Here is a 17671-nt window from a genome sequence, read left to right as displayed (position 1 = left end):
GGCTGCGCTGACCGGTGGCTCAGTGGTGCAGGATCTTCGAGAGGAAGTCCTTGGCCCGGTCGCTGCGCGGGTTGCTGAAGAACTGCTCGGGTGCGGCCTCTTCGACGATCCGGCCGTCCGCCATGAAGACCACACGGTTGGCGGCCGAGCGGGCGAAACCCATCTCGTGGGTGACGACGACCATCGTCATACCGTCCCGGGCCAGCTGCTGCATGACCTCCAGGACCTCATTGATCATCTCCGGGTCGAGCGCCGAGGTCGGCTCGTCGAAGAGCATGACCTTCGGGTCCATCGCCAGCGCGCGGGCGATCGCCACACGTTGCTGCTGACCCCCGGACAGCTGCGCGGGGTACTTGTCGGCCTGGTTGCCGACACCGACCCGGTCGAGCAGCTTGCGGGCTTTCTCCTCGGCCGCCTGCTTGTCCGTCTTGCGGACCTTCAGCTGGCCGAGCATGACGTTCTCCAGCACCGTCTTGTGGGCGAAGAGATTGAACGACTGGAAGACCATGCCGACGTCGGAACGGAGCCTGGCCAGCTCCCGTCCCTCCTGGGGCAGCGGCTTGCCGTCGATCGTGATGCTGCCGGAGTCGATCGTCTCCAGGCGGTTGATGGTGCGGCACAAGGTCGACTTGCCGGACCCGGAGGGGCCGATGACGACGACGACCTCACCGCGGGCGATGGTCAGGTCGATGTCCTGGAGGACGTGCAGCGCACCGAAGTGCTTGTTGACGTTGTCCAGCACGACCAGCTTGTCGGTCGCGGACTCGGGCCCGCTCGTTTCCTTGGTCACCGATACTTCGCTCATCGGCGTGTAGCTCCGTCCTCGTCGGTTGCGAGGACCTTAATGAGCGGCCAACGTGACCGTCATTACATCTGAGCGGAAATTGAGCATCACGAATCGGCTGCGGTCCGCCCCGCTGGGGCAGGGGGGTCGGTACCGGCTGCGTAACGGATGGGGGGACCGGACGAACAGCCTCTTGACTCACCTGCGCCGATCAGCGTGGATGCACTGTCAGACCGTTCGCCGGGGCAACCACCTGCCGGCGCCGGCCGGACGGCACGACGGGACAAGAAAAGAGGAGGGTGCCTGGTGAAACTGCTGCTCGTCGAGGACGACAACCGGGTCGCCGCCGCACTCTCCGCCGTACTGAAGCGGCACGGTTTCGACGTCACCCACGTACGCAGCGGCGCCGAGGCACTCCAGGAACTGCTGGTCGGCGGAGGGGAGGGGGCGGGCTACGCCGTGGTGCTCCTCGATCTGGGCCTGCCCGACCAGGACGGCTTCGAGGTGTGCGGCCGGATCCGCCGCACCAGTGCGACCCCGGTCATCATGGTGACCGCCCGCGCGGACGTCCGCTCCCGGATACACGGGCTCAACCTGGGCGCCGACGACTATGTTGTCAAGCCGTACGACATGGGGGAACTCCTCGCCCGTATCCACGCCGTCAGCCGCCGCTCCGCGGGGGAGGACGGCCAGAGCACGGGCGAGCACCCGCTGCCCGGCCGCAACGGTACGGAGCAGCCCGGCACGATCCGCCTGGGCGCCGTCATCATCGAGCTGCCCACCCGCACGGTGAGCGTCGACGGTGCACCGGTGGCGCTCACCCGTAAGGAGTTCGATCTGCTGGCCCTTCTCGCTCAGCGCCCCGGAGTCGTCTTCCGCCGCGAGCAGATCATCAGCGAGGTGTGGCGCACCAGTTGGGAGGGCACCGGGCGCACGCTGGAGGTGCACGTCGCCTCGCTGCGCTCCAAGCTCCAGCGGCCGACCCTCATAGAGACCGTGCGCGGCGTCGGCTACCGCATGGCCGCGCAGGGCGTCTGACGAGCCAGGACCGTCCGGGACCACAGTGCGCAGCCGCCTCCTACCGCTTCTGATCATCCTGCTCGCCGGGATCCTGCTGGCGCTCGGCTTCCCCCTCGCCGTCAGCCAGGCGCAGGCCGAGCAGCAGAACGTCGTGGTCGACCGCATCGACGATACGGCACGGTTCGCCTCGCTCGCCCAGTTCGTCACCTCCACGAGCCAGCCGGACGAACGCCGCGCCACCCTCCAGCGCGAACTGGACCGGTACCACGACGTGTACGGCATCCGCGCCGGCGTCTTCTACCGGGACAAACGCACCATGGCCGCCTCACCCGGCGGCTGGCGCGTCCCCGGCGACGGCGAGAGCCAGGGCGCGGCCCGGCCGGACGGGGCGCGGGCCTTCGCCGAGGCACTGGCCGGACGGCGCAGCCACGATCCGCCCCAGGTGTGGCCCTGGCAGCGGGACGGCCGTATCGCGGTCGCCTCCCCGGTGATCCGGGACGGTGACGTGGCGGCCGTCGTCCTGACCGACTCGCCCACCGGCCAGCTGCGTTCGCGGATCCTGCGGGACTGGCTGGTCGTGGCACTGGGCGAGTCCGCGGCCATGCTGCTGGCACTCGGCGCGGCGCTGCGGCTGACCGGATGGGTGCTCAAGCCGGTACGGACCCTGGACCGGGCCACCCATGAGATCGCCACCGGAAAATTCACCTCCCGTGTGGTCGCCTCCGCGGGCCCGCCGGAGCTGCGCCGGCTGGCGCACTCCTTCAACGAGATGGCGGGCAACGTGGAGAGCGCGCTGGAGCAGCAGCGCGCGTTCGTCGCCGACGCCTCCCATCAGTTGCGCAACCCTCTCTCGGCGCTGCTGCTGCGCATCGAACTGCTCGCTCTGGAGCTGCCCGAGGGGAACGAGGAGATGGCCTCCGTACGGGCCGAGGGCAAGCGGCTCGCGCGGGTCCTGGACGATCTTCTGGACCTGGCGACGGCCGAGCACACCGACGCCTCGCACGTCGTGCTCACGGATGTCGCCGAGGTCGCCGCCGAACGGGTCGCCGCCTGGCGGCCCAGCGCCGAGCAGCGGGGCGTGGAGCTGACGTTCGCCGGCCAGACGGCGGCCACCGGGTGGGCCGATCCCGTGGCGCTCTCCAGCGCGCTGGACGCCGTCGTCGACAACGCGGTGAAGTTCACCCCGCGCGGCAGCGCCGTCACCGTACTCGTCCGCGCGGAGGGCGACCGGGTGACGGTCGAGACGGCCGACGGCGGCCCCGGGCTGACGGACGAGGAGCTGGAGCGTGTGGGCGACCGGTTCTGGCGCAGCAGCCGTCACCAGAACGTCTCGGGGTCGGGGCTGGGTCTGTCCATCACCCGGGCCCTGCTCGCCGGAAGCGGTGCGGGACTGTCCTTCGCGCACAACACTCCGCAGGGGCTGCGGGTGCTGATCTCCGTGCCGAGGAGCGCGCCGGCGGCCGGCCCGCCGGGAGAGGCGACCGCCGCGCAGTAGGAGCGGTCAGGGCTTGACGGACCGGTAGTAGCGCCGTGCGCCCTCGTGCAGCGGCACGGGGTCGGTGTAGATGGCGGTGCGCAGATCCACCTTCTGCGCGGCGTGCACCTCACGCCCTATCTGGTCCCTGCTCTTGATGACCGAGCGGGTGACGCCTTCCGTCAGATCGGCTTCCGTACGGTCGGTGGTCACCAGCAGGTTGGCGATGGCGAGCGTCTTGACCGACCGGCCGCGCTGCACCGTGGGGTAGGCGTCCGGCGCCATGACGGCGGCACGGTAGTACCGCGATTTGCGCCCCTGCTCGTGCAGCCTGGGCAGCAGATCGCCCAGCTGGACCAGGCGGATGTCGGTGCGCTCCGCCAGCCGTTCGACGGCGTTCGTCGGCAGCCCGCCCGACCAGAAGAACGCGTCCAGTTTCCCTTCGGCCAGCAGCTTCGGCATCCGGTCGATGCCCTCCCGCACCGGGTGGATGTCGTGGTCCATGTCCAGTCCGGCGGCCTTGAGCAGCCGGTTGGTCACCAGCCACACCCCCGAGTGCGCCTCGCCGACCCCCACCCGCAGGCCCTTGAGGTCCTTGGCGCTGTTGACGGGGGAGTCCCTGGGCACCACCAGATGCATGTAGTCGTCGTACAGCCGCGCGCACGCACGGATGCGGGAGGCGTCCTTGCCGCCGTCCTCCTGGTAGGCGGCCAGGGCGTCGGAGGCGGTGATAGTGAAGTCGGCCTTCCCGGACGCCACCCGTGCCACGTTCTGCACCGAGCCCTGGCTCCTCTGCAACGTCAGCCGCACCTTGGGCAGGTCGCGGGACAGCCGGTGCTTCAAGAGGCTGCCGTAACGCTCGTACACGCCGGTACGGACGCCCGTGGCGAAGGTGATCCGTCCGCTGGGCGAGGGCGCGGGGGAGGGCAGCAGCCACCACGCGAGCAGCCCGCACACCACCAGGATGACGGCGGCCACCCACACGAGGCGCCGTCGTCCGGCACCCAGCCCGCGGGCCAGCAGGGAGGAGGACGCCGTTCGCGCACGCAGACTGGCCATGGAAGGGGATACTGCCAGCCCCCAGGCGGCGGGGGAGTGGCGGGGGTCACATCCCCGCTCCTGCATGGAGGCTGCGGGAGCGGTGGTAGCGACGAAGTGCAAATTTCACACTGTCGCTTGCTGAGTGGAACAGCAGGGGCCATAGTGACGGGCAGACCATGCGTCGCGGCCCGCGCCCCCGGCCGCGACCAGCCCGACGGAAGGCGCCCCCACGTGTACGCCGCCCCCGCCCGCAGGGAATCCGCAGCCACCACCGCCCCCCTCTCGGGAAGCACCTGTGATCCGACCGCACCGGCCGCGCGTACCGCACACGCCGGCTGGCAGCTCAGCATCCCCGCCCGGGAACGGAACATCGCCCGCGCCCGTGCCGCCTTCACCCGGTGGCTCGGGCAGCCGCACGACCCGCCGATACCCGAGGAGACGGCCGACGACGCCGTCCTCCTGCTCTCCGAACTGACCACCAACGCCGTCGTCCACACCCGCTGTCTGCCCGACGCTGAACTCCTGTGCCGCGCCGCCGTGGCCCCCCGGGGCACCTCCAGGGGAGCACTGCTCCGCATCGAGGTGCACGACCCCTCCGAGGGCGACGAATGCCCGCACCTGAAGCGCAGCGAGGCCGGGGACGAGAGCGGGCGCGGGCTGTGCATCGTGGCCGCGCTCGCCGCCGACTGGGGCGTGCGCCGCTCCACGATGACCGCCGGGAACGCGGTGTGGGCCACACTGCGGCTGCCCCTGGACGGGCCCGCCCCCCGGTACGCACAGTGAACTGCGTCACAGTGCTCCCGCGGTGATCCGGCGATGCCCTCCGGCGAGGCGGAGGGCGTCCGGCGGAACGCCTACCCTTGTCGCATGAGCAGTAGCGACCGGAGTCAGGCAGTGGACGTCCAAGGCGTCAAGGGGACGTACGAGGTGCGCACCTTCGGGTGTCAGATGAACGTCCATGACTCCGAGCGGATGGCGGGCCTCCTGGAGGACGCCGGATATGTGCGCGCGCCCCAGGGAGCCGACGCCGCCGACGTGATCGTCTTCAACACCTGCGCGGTCCGCGAGAACGCCGACAACCGCCTCTACGGCAACCTCGGCCAGCTCGCCCCCAAGAAGGCAGCCCGTCCCGGCATGCAGATCGCGGTCGGCGGCTGCCTGGCGCAGAAGGACCGCGACACCATCGTGAAGAAGGCGCCCTGGGTGGACGTCGTCTTCGGCACCCACAACGTCGGCAAGCTCCCCGTCCTGCTGGAGCGGGCCCGGCTGCGCGACGAGGCACAGGTCGAGATCGCCGAGTCCCTGGAAGCGTTCCCCTCCACGCTGCCCACCCGCCGGGAGAGCGCGTACGCGGCCTGGGTCTCCATCTCCGTCGGGTGCAACAACACCTGCACCTTCTGCATCGTCCCCCAGCTGCGCGGCAAGGAGAAGGACCGCCGGCCCGGCGACATCCTCGCCGAGATCGAGGCACTGGTCGACGAAGGCGTCACCGAGATCACCCTGCTCGGACAGAACGTCAACGCCTACGGCTCCGACATCGGCGACCGGGAGGCGTTCAGCAAACTGCTGCGCGCCTGCGGACGCATCGAAGGGCTGGAGCGCGTCCGGTTCACCTCGCCGCACCCCCGCGACTTCACCGATGACGTCATCGCCGCCATGGCCGAGACGCCCAACGTGATGCCGCAGCTCCACATGCCGCTCCAGTCCGGCTCCTCGCGGGTCCTGAAGGCGATGCGCCGCTCCTACCGCCAGGAGCGCTTCCTCAACATCATCGAGAAGGTCCGCGCCGCCATCCCCGAGGCCGCCATCTCCACCGACATCATCGTCGGCTTCCCCGGCGAGACGGAGGAGGACTTCGCGGAGACGCTGCACGTCGTGCGCGAGGCCCGGTTCGCCCAGGCGTTCACCTTCCAGTACAGCAAGCGCCCCGGGACGCCGGCCGCCGAGATGGAAGGCCAGATCCCCAAGGAGGTCGTCCAGGAACGCTACGAGCGCCTGGTGGCCCTCCAGGAGGAGATCTCCTGGGAGGAGAACAAGAAGCAGGTCGGCCGCACCCTGGAACTGATGGTCGCGGAAGGTGAGGGCCGCAAGGACGACGCCACCCAGCGGCTGTCGGGGCGCGCGCCCGACAACCGCCTGGTCCACTTCACCCGGCCCGAGGAGCCCGTGCGGCCCGGCGACATGGTGACGGTCGAGGTCACTTACGCAGCCCCGCATCACCTGCTCGCCGAAGGCCCCGCCAAGGCGGTGCGCCGGACCCGTGCGGGCGACGCCTGGGAGCGCCGCAACGCGGCACCCGCGGCGGAGCAGGGCAAGGGTGTGCTGCTCGGTCTGCCGAAGGTCGGCGTCCCCGAGCCGCTGCCCGCACCCACCGGCGGCTGCGGCCTGGGCTGACCTCCTCGCCCCTCCGGCGCCTGCCGGGCGGGCCGCGCCGGTACCGACGGCGCTCGCGCTGCCGGGCCCGGCAGCGCGAGCGGGCGCGTTGCCGGGTTGGGCAACGGCCGGTGCGTGCTGCCGGGCCGTCCATGGACATTCGGGCCTCGCACCGAGCATGGGCGTTCGCGATGCCGCGCTTCGTCGGTGGCGTACCCGCCGCCAGGTCAGGTCCGGCCACCGGTGTCCGCGCCGCCGTCGGTCTCCGGGGCCCGCTTGCCAGGGACTCCGCCGCTCCGCCGCTTGCCGCATCCGTCGGGCGGCGGCGTCCGGGTTGTCGCATTCGTCGAAAGGTGTCGCGTCGCGGGGCCGGTCCGGCGGAGTGTGCCGTCGTTCGTCGGCGGCCCACGCCCTTACCGATGTCCGACGTCCGACGCCCGGAGCTCGACGTCCGACGCTCCGCGACGTCCGGTCTTCCGTGGCGTCCTGTTCCGGGCGTGAGCGCGCCCAGCACACCTACTCCGGCATGCGCCCTCGACGTCCGGAACGGACGGCTGGGAAGCCCGTCTGCTGGGGCGCAGAGGTCCGTGACGGGGGCCTCCCGTGGGCCGGCCGAGCGCAGGAGCCCGGCCGAACGCCTGCCGGGAGGGCGGGAGATGACCGCCGCACATGTGCGGCGTCTGTGGCGCACGTGTCACCTGTTTTCGTGGTTCTCGCACGCGCGGGTGAGTCACGGCGCGGGCAGTCTGGGAAGTGGACGAAGCGGCACTTAAGCTGCGCGCCATGCTTGTCGCCGCAGCCGTATGCCCCTGTCCCCCGCTCCTGGTGCCCGAGGTCGCGGGCGGAGCCGCCCCCGAGATGGACGCGGCCCGTGCCGCCTGCTACGACGCCGTCGGCGTCCTGGCGGCTGCCCGTCCGGACCAGCTGTACGTCATCGGCCCCGCCGAACAGCCGGGGCGCGGCCCGCACCCCCAAGGGGCGCGCGGGTCGTTCGCCGGGTTCGGTGTCCCGCTGGAGGTGAGCCTCGGCAAGGGCGAGCCGGCCAAACGGGAACTGCCCCCGTCGCTCACGGTCGGCGCCTGGCTGCTGGAGCGCACCGACTGGACCGGTTGCCCCGTGGAGGGGCTGGGGATCGGCGAACCACTGGCCCGCTCCCGCTGCGTGGAGACGGGCCGCGAGCTGGCTGCTGCCGCCGACCGCGTGGCCCTGCTCGTGATGGGAGACGGCAGCAACTGCCGCACCCTGAAGGCTCCCGGTTACTTCGACGACCGCGCCGCCGCTTTCGACGCGCAGGCCGCGCGCGCCCTGGGAACCGCCGACACCACCGGGGCGTACGGTGCTGCGGCACGCGTACGCCCCCGCCGTTGTGTGGAAGCCCGCTCCTGCCCCGCCGCGGAAAGACGCACAGCGCCCTTGTGCGGGCCGACGAGACCGCCGGAGTCCGCGGGGTCGCACGGCAGCCCGGGAGGCCGCCTGACGGCCTTCCGGGCGCCCCGGAGGGGGCGGTCCGGTTCGCGCGGGGAGCCTGCTCACGGCGTAGGTCCGGAGCCGCAGGGGTGGGCGCGGTCCGAGAGTTCAGGTCCCGGTGCCGCCGCCGGTGCCGCCCGTCGGGCCGGAGCCGCTGCCGCCGCCCGGTGACCCCGGTCCCTTGGGGCCGCTGCCGGAACCGCCCGCTCCGCCGGAACGGCGCTGCTCGTCGGCCATCCGCTGGGCGGCTTCCTTCGCCTTCTTGGTGCCGCTGTCGATCTGGCTGCGGTACTTGCCCTTGGTCTTGGAGTCGGCGGCCTTGGCGGCCTTGTCCAGCCCCTGCTGCACCTTGTCGCCGTGCTGGCCGAGCATGCCCTTGACCTTGTCCATGAAGCCCATCTCGGTCGCCTTCCTGCCGGACCGTGCGGGCGGGCCGCACGGTCTACTTGCGGGCGTTGTCGCCGGTCTCGCTGTCCGCGGCCTCCTCGGCCGACTGCTGCTTCGGAATGCCGACAGACCCCTCGGCCGGCTCGGTGCGCGCCGCGGGGGCACCCTCTGCACCCTCCGCCGCAGCACCCTCGGCGCGTTCCGCGCCCCGGGACTCGGCGGATTCCGCAGCGGTGCCCGCGGCGGGCGGGCTCTCCCGGGTGGCCCCGGCCTCCGGGGTGCGCCCCTCGGCGGATCCGGCCCCGCCGGACGCGCCCTCACCGGCCTCGCCGTCCCGCGCGACGGAGTCCGCCTGGGCGGTACCGGTTTCCTCCGCGCGAGTGGCATCGGAGGTGTCCTGTGTTGACTTGCTGGACGAACGACGGAGAAGCCTCGCAAACACGCCCATATCTACTCCAGACTGTACTCGTGTGGGCGAAATCCCGCGCCTTGCGGAGCGTCCCATTGCGCCGCCCCGGGGCACCGGTGCGGAAACCGGCTGTCGGAACCTCGCAACGGGCAACGACCCCGGGCGCGGTCCGTCACGTCGCTCGTTCGGGAAGGCGGAGGACGGTTTGCGAAACTTGACGCGTGAACGCCGCAGCTCCGCAACCGTCCGTCCCCTCGTCCGCGCCACCGGTCGTCGCCGTCGTCGGCCCCACCGCGGCGGGCAAGTCCGATCTGGGCGTCCATCTCGCCCGCGCACTGGGCGGCGAGGTGATCAACGCCGACTCCATGCAGCTCTACCGGGGCATGGACATCGGCACGGCCAAACTGACCGTCGAGGAGCGGCAGGGCGTCCCGCACCACCTGCTGGACATCTGGGACGTCACAGTCGCGGCCAGCGTCGCCGAGTACCAGCGGCTCGCCCGTGCCGAGATCGACAGGCTGCGGGCCCGAGGGCGGGTACCCGTGCTGGTCGGCGGCTCCGGGCTGTACGTGCGCGGGGCACTGGACGCCATGGAGTTCCCCGGCACCGACCCGGCGGTACGCGCCCGGCTGGAGGGCGAGCTGGCCCAGGAGGGCTCCGGTGCGCTGCACGCCCGCCTGGCCGAGGCCGACCCCGAGGCCGCCCGCGCCATCCTCCCGAGCAACGGCCGGCGCATCGTCCGCGCCCTGGAGGTCATCGAGATCACAGGGCGGCCGTTCACCGCGAGCCTGCCGGGCCACGAGGCCGTCTACGACACCGTGCAGATAGGCGTCGATGTGGCCAGGCCGGAGCTGGACGAGCGGATCGCCCGCCGCGTGGACGTCATGTGGGAGGCCGGACTGGTCGACGAGGTGCGCGAGCTGGAGAAGCAGGGCCTACGAGAGGGGCGCACGGCATCCCGTGCCCTGGGCTACCAGCAGGTGCTGGCCGCCCTGGCGGGGGAGTGCACCCTCCAGGAGGCACGCGAGGCGACAATCCGCGCCACCAAGCGCTTCGCACGCCGCCAGGACTCCTGGTTCCGGCGCGACCCGAGGGTGCACTGGCTCAGCGGCGCGGCTGCGGACCGGGGGGAACTCCCGGGTGCGGCCCTGACGTTGCTCACGAAGGCGGTTACAGCCTGATCACGTGATGGCATCGGGAAGCCCTGTGCGACCGTCCCGTTACCGTCGGCGTGCCATCATCGTCCATCGTTGGAAGCCAGCAGGCCGGAGTTGGGAGGGCGCGTGGCAATGGAGGCCGGCCCTCGAGACTCCTCCCCGGCGGACGCCGAACCCCCCGGCCCGGGCGCCGTGGGCGGCGGGCCGCTGGATGCGGGCCCTCCCGTCGAGCCGCACGAGCTGCGCCCGCAGCGCAAGCTGCGGTTGTGGCAGCTCGCTCCCATCGTGGTGCTCGGCGCGCTCGGCTCCCTGATGTTCGCCTTCCCGCTCGCGTTCGAGCCGGGCGGCAGCTCCGGCGCGGTGGTCTCCATGCTGGGGCTGCTGCTGTGCGGCTGTGCCGCCGGCTGGGGTGTCATGGCCGCCCGCCGGGTGGGGCACACCTGGCCGGGGCTGCCCGCGCGCGGCTCGGACCGCCGTCCCGACTGGCGGGTGGTGGCGCTCTACGCGGTCGTGGTGTGCACCCTCGTCGTCCTGGCCGTCTGGCGGGTCGCCCGGCTCCGCTGACGGCCGCCCGCCGCTGCCGCTGGCCCCGCCCCGTGCGCCGCCGTCCTGGTGCGCCGCGCTGCTGTTCCCCGGGGCGCGGCACTGCCGTGTCCTGGGCACCGCTGCCCCGGGCCGCGGGGGCACCCGGTCTCCCGTACGATCGGCAAGGTGAGCAGCACAGCAGGCGTGCCCTTCCCGTTCCTGAAGGGGCACGGCACCGAGAACGACTTCGTGATCATCCCGGACCCGGACGGGGAGCTCGACCTGCCGCCGGCGGTGGTGGCCCGGCTGTGCGACCGGAGGGCGGGCATCGGGGCCGACGGTGTGCTCCGTGTCGTCCGCTCGGCGGCGCACCCGGAGGCCAAGGCCATGGCCGCCGAGGCGGAGTGGTTCATGGACTACCGCAACAGCGACGGTTCCGTGGCCGAGATGTGCGGCAACGGTGCCCGGGTATTCGCCCGCTATCTGGAGCGGGCCGGACTCGTCGAACCCGGTGATCTGGCCATCGCGACCCGCGCGGGGGTCCGCCGGGCGCACATCGCCAAGAACGGCGGTCCCGTCACCATCGCCATGGGCGCCGCCGAACTGCACACCTCCGCGCGGGGCGCCGACGAGATCACCGTCAGCGCGGCAGGGCACACCTGGCCGGTACGCAAGGTCGGCATGGGCAACCCCCACGCGGTCGCCTTCGTGACGGACCTGGCGGACCCCGGGCCGCTGCTGGAGGCCCCCGTGGTGCGGCCTGCCGCCGCCTACCCGGAGGGCGTCAACGTCGAATTCGTCGTCTCCCGGGGCCCGCGCCACGTGGCGCTGCGGGTGCATGAGCGGGGCGCCGGCGAGACGCGTTCGTGCGGCACCGGGGCCTGCGCCGTCATGGTGGCCGCCGCCCGGCGGGACGGACACGATCCGCGACAGGACGGCGCCCCGGTCACCTACACCGTGGAGGTGCCCGGCGGACAGCTGGAGATCACCGAGCGGACGGACGGGGAGATCGAGATGACAGGCCCGGCCGTGATCGTCGCGGAGGGCCGGATCGACCCCGGCCTCCTCGTGTAGGAGCGGGGCTGCTTCCCGGCGTGCCCGGCGGCCCGGGCGAGCACCCGCGGGCTTCCGCCGTGCCGCGTCTTCCCGGGGCTGCCGCCGCCGGACTCGATGACGGAGCGCCGCCTTGCGGTAACAGACCGCAGAACGGGTACGCGGTGGTGTCGCACACCGGCGCGTCGCACGATGGAGTGATCCGCCTCACCCTGGGCGGGAGGCGGTCAGCGGCACGTGGTGGGGTCGGTAGCATCACAGCCCCGGCCCGGGGGTGCGGCAGGAGCGGGAGGTGCCCATGAGCGCGGTGCGCGGTCTGCGGAAGCTGAGCAGAGTGGCACTGCGGGGAGCCTCGTCACGGGACCTGCCGGACGCCATCGAGCACGTGGCCAAGGTGCACAGGGCGCACCACCCGGGTGCCGACCTGCGGCCCCTGCGCAGGGCGTACGTGCTGGCCGAATCGTCGCACCGGGGCCAGACCCGCAAGAGCGGCGAGCCGTACATCACACACCCCCTCGCGGTCACCCTGCTGCTGGCCCAGCTGGGTGCGGAGACCACCACACTGACCGCGTCGCTGCTGCACGACACGGTGGAGGACACCGCCGTCACCCTCGACCAGGTACGCCGGGAGTTCGGCGAACAGGTCTGTTATCTGGTCGACGGGGTCACCAAGCTGGAAAAGGTCGACTACGGGTCGGCGGCCGAGCCGGAAACGTTCCGCAAGATGCTGCTGGCCACCGGTAACGACGTGCGCGTCATGGCGATCAAACTGGCCGACCGGCTGCACAACATGCGCACTCTCGGGGTCATGCGCCGGGAGAAACAGGTCCGCATCGCCAAGGTGACCCGGGACGTGCTCATCCCGCTCGCCGAGCGTCTCGGCATCCAGGCGCTCAAGAGCGAGCTGGAGGACTTGGTCTTCGCCGTTCTGCACCCCGAGGAGCACGCCCGCACCCGCGAGTTGATCCAGGAGCACAACGCCCGCCCCGACCCGCTCACCGCCTTCGCCGCACAGGTGCGCCGCACCCTGCGGGAGGCCGGGATCGCCGCGGAGGTGCTCATCCGGCCCCGGCACACCGTCTCCGTGCACCGGCTGCGGCTCAAACGCGGCCAGCTGGGCGACTGCGACTTCGCCCGGCTGCTGGTGCTCGTCGAGGAGGACGCCGACTGCTACGCGGTACTGGGCGAGCTGCACACCTGTTTCGCGCCGCTGGTCTCCCAGTTCAAGGACTTCATTGCCGTCCCGAAGTTCAATCTGTACCAGTCGCTGCACACCGCGATCGCCGACCAGGACGGACGCGTCGCCGAGGTGCTGGTGCGCACCCGCCGGATGCACCGTGTGGCCGAGACCGGGGTGATCGCCCTGGGCGACCCCCATGCTTCGGCTGCCGCGGAGGCGAGGGACGCCACCGAGCGGGCGGGCGCCCCGGCCGGGGCCGGCCCGCAGGAGCGTACCGATCCGACGCGCCCCGGATGGCTCTCCCGGCTCCTCGAATGGCAGAGCCACGCCCCCGACCCGAACACCTTCTGGCAGGAACTGCGCGACGAACTGGCGCAGGACCTGGAAATCACCGTCTACTGTGCCGTCCCCGGCGCCGAGGGGTCCGGTGGCTCCGCGCTGCCGCTGCCCGCCGGGGCGACCTGCGTGGACGCCGCCTACGCCAGGCTCGGGGAGGCCGGGCACCGGTGCATCGGGGCGCGCGTCAACGGGCGGCTGGCGGCGCTCACGACCGTGCTGCGGGACGGGGACTCCCTGCAGCTCTTCCTGGAGCCCGGCCAGGGCAGCCCCTCGGGTCCGTCGCCGGAGTGGCTCGCTCACGTGAGGACACCCTCCGCCCGGCTCGCCATTCGCGAGTGGCTCTCCGCACACGGTCAGCCCACACCCGACCGGCAGAACCCCGGCCAGGACCCCGACCAGCAGGATCCCGACCGGCAGCCGGCCGGGCAGCCGCAGCCCGCCGCCGAAGTCCCGGCCGGCAGCACCGCGCCCGCCACCGGGGCGGCACCGCGCCCCGCCGTACGGACAGCACGTACCCGGCGCCGGGAGCGGACGGCCCAGCAGCCCGCCGGGCACGACCGGTACGCGGAGAACGTCCCCGTCGTGCCAGGACGCCCTGGCGCACCTGTGCGGCTGGCCCGCTGCTGCACACCGGTGCCCACCGACGCGGTCACCGGTTTTCCGGTGCGCGGTGGTGCCGTCACCGTCCACCGCGAGAGCTGCCAGTCGGTGGCCCGGATGGCGTCGGACGGGCGGCTGACCCTGCCGGTGCGCTGGGAGCAGGGCGCCGTCGGATGCCGGGTGACCCTGCGGGCCGAGGCGTTCGGGCGGCCCCGTCTGCTGGCCGACCTGACCGAGACCATCGCGGCGCACGGCGCGGCCGTCGTAGCCGCCGACGTCGAGCCTCCTCGCGAGCAGCGCGTGCGGCACACCTACACCCTCCAGCTTCCCGACGCGTCCGAACTCCCGGCCCTCATGCGCGCGATGCTGCGCGTGCCCGGCGTCTACGACGTGACCCGGTCCGCCCGCCCCGTGGCCGACTGACGCTCTTGCGGGGACGGCGCACAGAGCGCGGCGGCGCGGCGCACGGGTTCTCCCGGACGCACCCGTCGCCCCCTTTCGGGTGGACGCGCCCGACGCTGATCACCAGCCGCCCCCGGGCGCTGGTAGCGATGAGCCATGGCAGCCCTCTCAGCCCACACATCCCTCAGCCGCTCGCGCACCGCCCGCCGCCGCTGCACCGTTGCCGGCACGGTTGGCGCCGCGACCCTCGCGCTCGTCGGGGCGGCCCTCCCCGCGCCCCGTGCGGCCGGGATCGGCGACCACCTCTTCCCGCATCTCGGCAACCCGGGCTACGACGTCCGCACCTACGACCTGTCGTTCGACTACAGCGGTGACAACAAGAAACCGCTCACCGCACGCACCGTCATCGACGCGCAGGTCACCGCCGAGACCATGGATCGTTTCAATGTGGACTTCGCCGCCGGTGACGTCCGTTCCGTTCAGGTGAACGGCGCACCCGCCCGGCACGCCAGGGCCGGTGAGGACCTGGTGATCACCCCGCGGGCGCCCCTGCGGCGCGGCGGGTGGCTGCACGTGGTGGTGGACCACACCAGCGATCCCACCACCAAGAACGGCGGCTGGGTCCGCACCAAGGACGGTCTGGCCATGGCCAACCAGGCCGACGCCGCCCACCGCGTCTTCCCCTCCAACGACCACCCCGCCGACAAGGCCGTCTTCACTTTCCGGGTACGCGCCCCGCGCGGACTGACCGTCGTGGCGGGCGGTCTCCCGGCCGGCCGCAGCCGTGCCGGCGGTGACACCGTCTGGACGTACCGGATGGCACACCCGATGGCCACCGAACTGGCCCAGGTCTCCATCGGCCGCTCCGCCGTGATCCGGTCCACCGGGCCGCACGGGCTGCCGCTGCGCCACGTGGTGCCCGTCAAGAAGCGCAAGGCCCTGCTGCCGTGGCTGGAGCGGACCTCCGGCCAGATCGCCTGGATGGAGCGGCACGCCGGGCCGTACCCGTTCGAGACCTACGGGGTGCTGGCCGCCCAGGCACGGACCGGCTTCGAGCTGGAGACCCAGACACTGTCGCTCTTCGAGAGCGACATCCTCGCCGACCCCGCCTACCCGGCCTGGTACAAGGAATCACTGATGGTGCACGAACTGGCCCACCAGTGGTTCGGAGACAGCGTCAGCCCGCGCCGCTGGACGGACCTGTGGCTCAACGAGGGGCACGCCACCTGGTACGAGTGGGCGTACGCCGCCGAGCGCGGCGGTTTCACCGTGGAGGAGCGGGCGCGCGCCGCGTACGAGCAGTCCGACGCGTGGCGCAAGCGTTACGGTCCGCCCGCGGCCCTGCTGCCCGCCAAGAGCGACGGAAAGGTCGATCTGTTCAGCCCGATCGTCTACAACGGTTCGGCTGTCGTCCTGTTCGCCCTGCGGGAGCACATCGGGGAGGACGCCTTCGCCCGCCTGGAACGCGCCTGGACACAGCGGTACCGGGACGGGAACGCGGAGACGGCCGATTTCATCGCCCTGGCCTCCCGGGTGACGGGGCAGGATCAGAGCGCCTTCTTGAAGAAGTGGCTCTACGGGAAGACCACTCCGCCCATGCCGGGGCATCCGGACTGGAAGCAGAAGAAGCACGCGAAGCCGCAGCGGAAGGCGGCCGAATCCCGCCCCGCCCCGGCCGGGCACCCGGCCGGGGCCGCCACGTCCGGGCACTGAGGGGCCCCGAGACGGGACCCAGCGGCAACTCGACACGGACCGGCACACACGCGGGAAGCGGCAAATACGGATGACGCCGCCGCTGCGCCGTGCGACCATCTGGTGACCGCACGGCGCGGCGGCGCGCTCCGCGTGTCGCCCGGAAAACACCGCAGGCCCGAGGGGAATCTTCCCCGCCGCCGGAGCGTTGTGAGCGGCACGACAACTTTCCTCGACCTTAAGGATCCACTTGACCTTCTCCTCTTCCCTTCCACAGAACGGCCAGCGCATCGCCACGAACCGCCGAGCCGACGCCCTGATGGAAGAGGACGTCGCTCTGAGTCACACACTCGACGAGGACCGTGACGGGGAGCAGTTCGATCGCTCCGACCGGGCGGCGTTGCGGCGAGTGGCCGGTCTCTCCACCGAGCTGGAGGACGTCACAGAGGTCGAGTACCGGCAGCTGCGTCTTGAGCGCGTCGTGCTGGTCGGTGTCTGGACCTCCGGCACGGCCCAGGACGCCGAGAACTCCCTGGCCGAGCTGGCAGCCCTCGCCGAGACGGCGGGCGCCATGGTGCTCGACGGTGTCATCCAGCGGCGGGACAAGCCGGACGCGGCGACGTACATCGGCTCCGGCAAGGCGGACGAGCTGCGCGACATCGTGCTCGAGACCGGCGCGGACACGGTGGTCTGCGACGGTGAACTGACCCCCGGCCAGCTGATCCACCTGGAGGATGTCGTCAAGGTCAAGGTCGTCGACCGGACGGCCCTGATCCTGGACATCTTCGCCCAGCACGCCAAGTCCCGTGAGGGCAAGGCGCAGGTCTCGCTGGCCCAGATGCAGTACATGCTGCCCAGGCTGCGCGGCTGGGGCCAGTCGCTCTCCCGGCAGATGGGTGGCGGTGGCTCCGGATCGGCCGGCGGCGGCATGGCGACGCGTGGTCCCGGTGAGACCAAGATCGAGACGGACCGGCGACGGATCCGCGAGAAGATGGCGAAGATGCGCCGGGAGATCGCGGAGATGAAGACCGGCCGCGAGGTCAAGCGGCAGGACCGCAGGCGTAACCGGGTGCCCTCCGTGGCCATCGCCGGGTACACCAACGCCGGCAAGTCCTCGCTGCTCAACCGGCTCACCGGCGCGGGCGTGCTGGTGGAGAACGCCCTGTTCGCCACCCTGGACCCGACAGTCCGCAAGGCCGAGACGCCCAGCGGGCGGGCCTACACGCTGGCCGACACAGTCGGCTTCGTCCGGCACCTGCCGCACCACCTGGTGGAGGCGTTCCGCTCCACGATGGAGGAGGTCGGCGACGCCGACCTGATCCTGCACGTGGTGGACGGCGCCCACCCGGCGCCGGAGGAGCAGCTGGCGGCCGTGCGCGAGGTCATCCGCGACGTGGGTGCGGCCGACGTGCCCGAGATCGTGGTCGTCAACAAGGCGGACGCCGCCGACCCGCTGGTCCTCCAGCGGCTGCTGCGCGCCGAGAAGCACGCTCTGACGGTCTCGGCGCGCACCGGGCAGGGCATCGACGAGCTGCGGGAGCTGATCGACAACGAGCTGCCGCACCCCTCCGTCGAGCTGGAGGTGCTGCTGCCCTACACCGAGGGCAAGCTGGTCTCGCGGGTGCACAGCCAGGGCGAGGTGCTCTCCGAGGAGCACACCGAGCACGGCACCCTCCTCAAGGCCCGTGTGCACGAGGAACTCGCCGCCGAGCTGCGCGCGTTCCAGCCCATGGCAGCGGCCCGGCCGTGACCGGGCGCCGCCGCCGGT

General features: G+C 72.2%; 14 protein-coding genes and 1 pseudogene. 11 read left to right on the top strand and 4 right to left on the bottom strand.

The window, feature by feature from the left end:
* Positions 1-19: 19 nt before the first annotated feature.
* A complete protein-coding gene (locus tag IO40_RS0130760; protein ID WP_016470227.1) occupies positions 20-805 on the bottom strand; it encodes an amino acid ABC transporter ATP-binding protein in 786 nt (261 codons plus the stop codon).
* 285 nt (positions 806-1090) lie between these two features.
* Between IO40_RS0130760 and IO40_RS0130755 the strand changes: the two genes are divergently transcribed.
* Both IO40_RS0130755 and IO40_RS0130750 read left to right on the top strand, forming a co-directional pair.
* Positions 1091-1822 carry a response regulator transcription factor gene (locus IO40_RS0130755; protein WP_016470228.1) on the top strand — a complete coding sequence of 244 codons (732 nt, stop codon included), beginning with the start codon at positions 1091-1093 and terminating at the stop codon, positions 1820-1822.
* Between the two features lie 25 nt (positions 1823-1847).
* The gene (locus IO40_RS0130750; protein WP_016470229.1) at positions 1848-3299 is read left to right on the top strand and encodes a sensor histidine kinase; all 1452 of its coding nucleotides are present in this window, start codon (positions 1848-1850) and stop codon (positions 3297-3299) included.
* Positions 3300-3305: 6 nt separating this feature from the next.
* Here IO40_RS0130750 and IO40_RS0130745 read toward each other — a convergent pair whose 3' ends face one another.
* A complete protein-coding gene (locus IO40_RS0130745) occupies positions 3306-4337 on the bottom strand; it encodes a TAXI family TRAP transporter solute-binding subunit (protein WP_106963735.1) in 1032 nt (343 codons plus the stop codon).
* 144 nt (positions 4338-4481) lie between these two features.
* Here IO40_RS0130745 and IO40_RS0130740 point away from each other — a divergent pair, with 144 nt between their 5' ends.
* From IO40_RS0130740 to IO40_RS0130730, 3 genes and pseudogenes are all read left to right on the top strand, one after another.
* Entirely contained in the window at positions 4482-5102 is a 621-nt protein-coding gene (locus tag IO40_RS0130740) for an ATP-binding protein (protein ID WP_016470231.1), read from the top strand.
* An 84-nt stretch (positions 5103-5186) separates the two neighbouring features.
* Positions 5187-6713 (top strand): tRNA (N6-isopentenyl adenosine(37)-C2)-methylthiotransferase MiaB, encoded by a 1527-nt coding sequence (miaB, locus tag IO40_RS0130735; RefSeq protein ID WP_031176561.1) that lies wholly within the window; start codon positions 5187-5189, stop codon positions 6711-6713.
* 762 nt (positions 6714-7475) lie between these two features.
* A pseudogene (locus IO40_RS0130730) lies at positions 7476-8012 on the top strand (class III extradiol ring-cleavage dioxygenase family protein); the annotation flags it as partial.
* A gap of 255 nt (positions 8013-8267) precedes the next feature.
* On the opposite strand, the gene IO40_RS0130725 reads toward IO40_RS0130730, so the two are convergent.
* Together IO40_RS0130725 and IO40_RS0130720 are read right to left on the bottom strand one after the other, a co-directional pair.
* Positions 8268-8558, bottom strand: coding sequence for an antitoxin (locus IO40_RS0130725; RefSeq protein ID WP_016470234.1), 291 nt, complete (start codon positions 8556-8558; stop codon positions 8268-8270).
* A gap of 43 nt (positions 8559-8601) precedes the next feature.
* The gene (locus IO40_RS0130720) at positions 8602-8994 is read right to left on the bottom strand and encodes a hypothetical protein (RefSeq protein WP_016470235.1); all 393 of its coding nucleotides are present in this window, start codon (positions 8992-8994) and stop codon (positions 8602-8604) included.
* Between the two features lie 182 nt (positions 8995-9176).
* Here IO40_RS0130720 and miaA point away from each other — a divergent pair, with 182 nt between their 5' ends.
* From miaA to hflX, 6 genes are all read left to right on the top strand, one after another.
* Positions 9177-10136: a tRNA (adenosine(37)-N6)-dimethylallyltransferase MiaA gene (miaA, locus tag IO40_RS0130715; RefSeq protein WP_016470236.1), complete on the top strand. Its 960-nt coding sequence runs from the start codon at positions 9177-9179 to the stop codon at positions 10134-10136.
* A gap of 108 nt (positions 10137-10244) precedes the next feature.
* A complete protein-coding gene (locus IO40_RS0130710) occupies positions 10245-10676 on the top strand; it encodes a hypothetical protein (RefSeq protein ID WP_016470237.1) in 432 nt (143 codons plus the stop codon).
* Positions 10677-10814: 138 nt separating this feature from the next.
* The gene (gene dapF / locus IO40_RS0130705) at positions 10815-11711 is read left to right on the top strand and encodes a diaminopimelate epimerase (protein ID WP_234315698.1); all 897 of its coding nucleotides are present in this window, start codon (positions 10815-10817) and stop codon (positions 11709-11711) included.
* Positions 11712-11988: 277 nt separating this feature from the next.
* A complete protein-coding gene (locus IO40_RS0130700; protein ID WP_031176559.1) occupies positions 11989-14232 on the top strand; it encodes a RelA/SpoT family protein in 2244 nt (747 codons plus the stop codon).
* A 135-nt stretch (positions 14233-14367) separates the two neighbouring features.
* On the top strand, positions 14368-15924 hold the full coding sequence (locus IO40_RS0130695; RefSeq protein ID WP_016470240.1) for a M1 family metallopeptidase: 1557 nt from the start codon (positions 14368-14370) through the stop codon (positions 15922-15924).
* A 229-nt stretch (positions 15925-16153) separates the two neighbouring features.
* The gene (hflX, locus tag IO40_RS0130690; protein ID WP_016470241.1) at positions 16154-17653 is read left to right on the top strand and encodes a GTPase HflX; all 1500 of its coding nucleotides are present in this window, start codon (positions 16154-16156) and stop codon (positions 17651-17653) included.
* Positions 17654-17671 lie beyond the last annotated feature (18 nt).

The sequence above is a fragment of the Streptomyces albus subsp. albus genome, assembly GCF_000725885.1.
Taxonomy (GTDB): domain Bacteria; phylum Actinomycetota; class Actinomycetes; order Streptomycetales; family Streptomycetaceae; genus Streptomyces; species Streptomyces albus.
The sequence above is the reverse complement of the archived record's forward strand: the minus strand, read 5'-3'. Positions and strand labels throughout refer to the sequence as shown.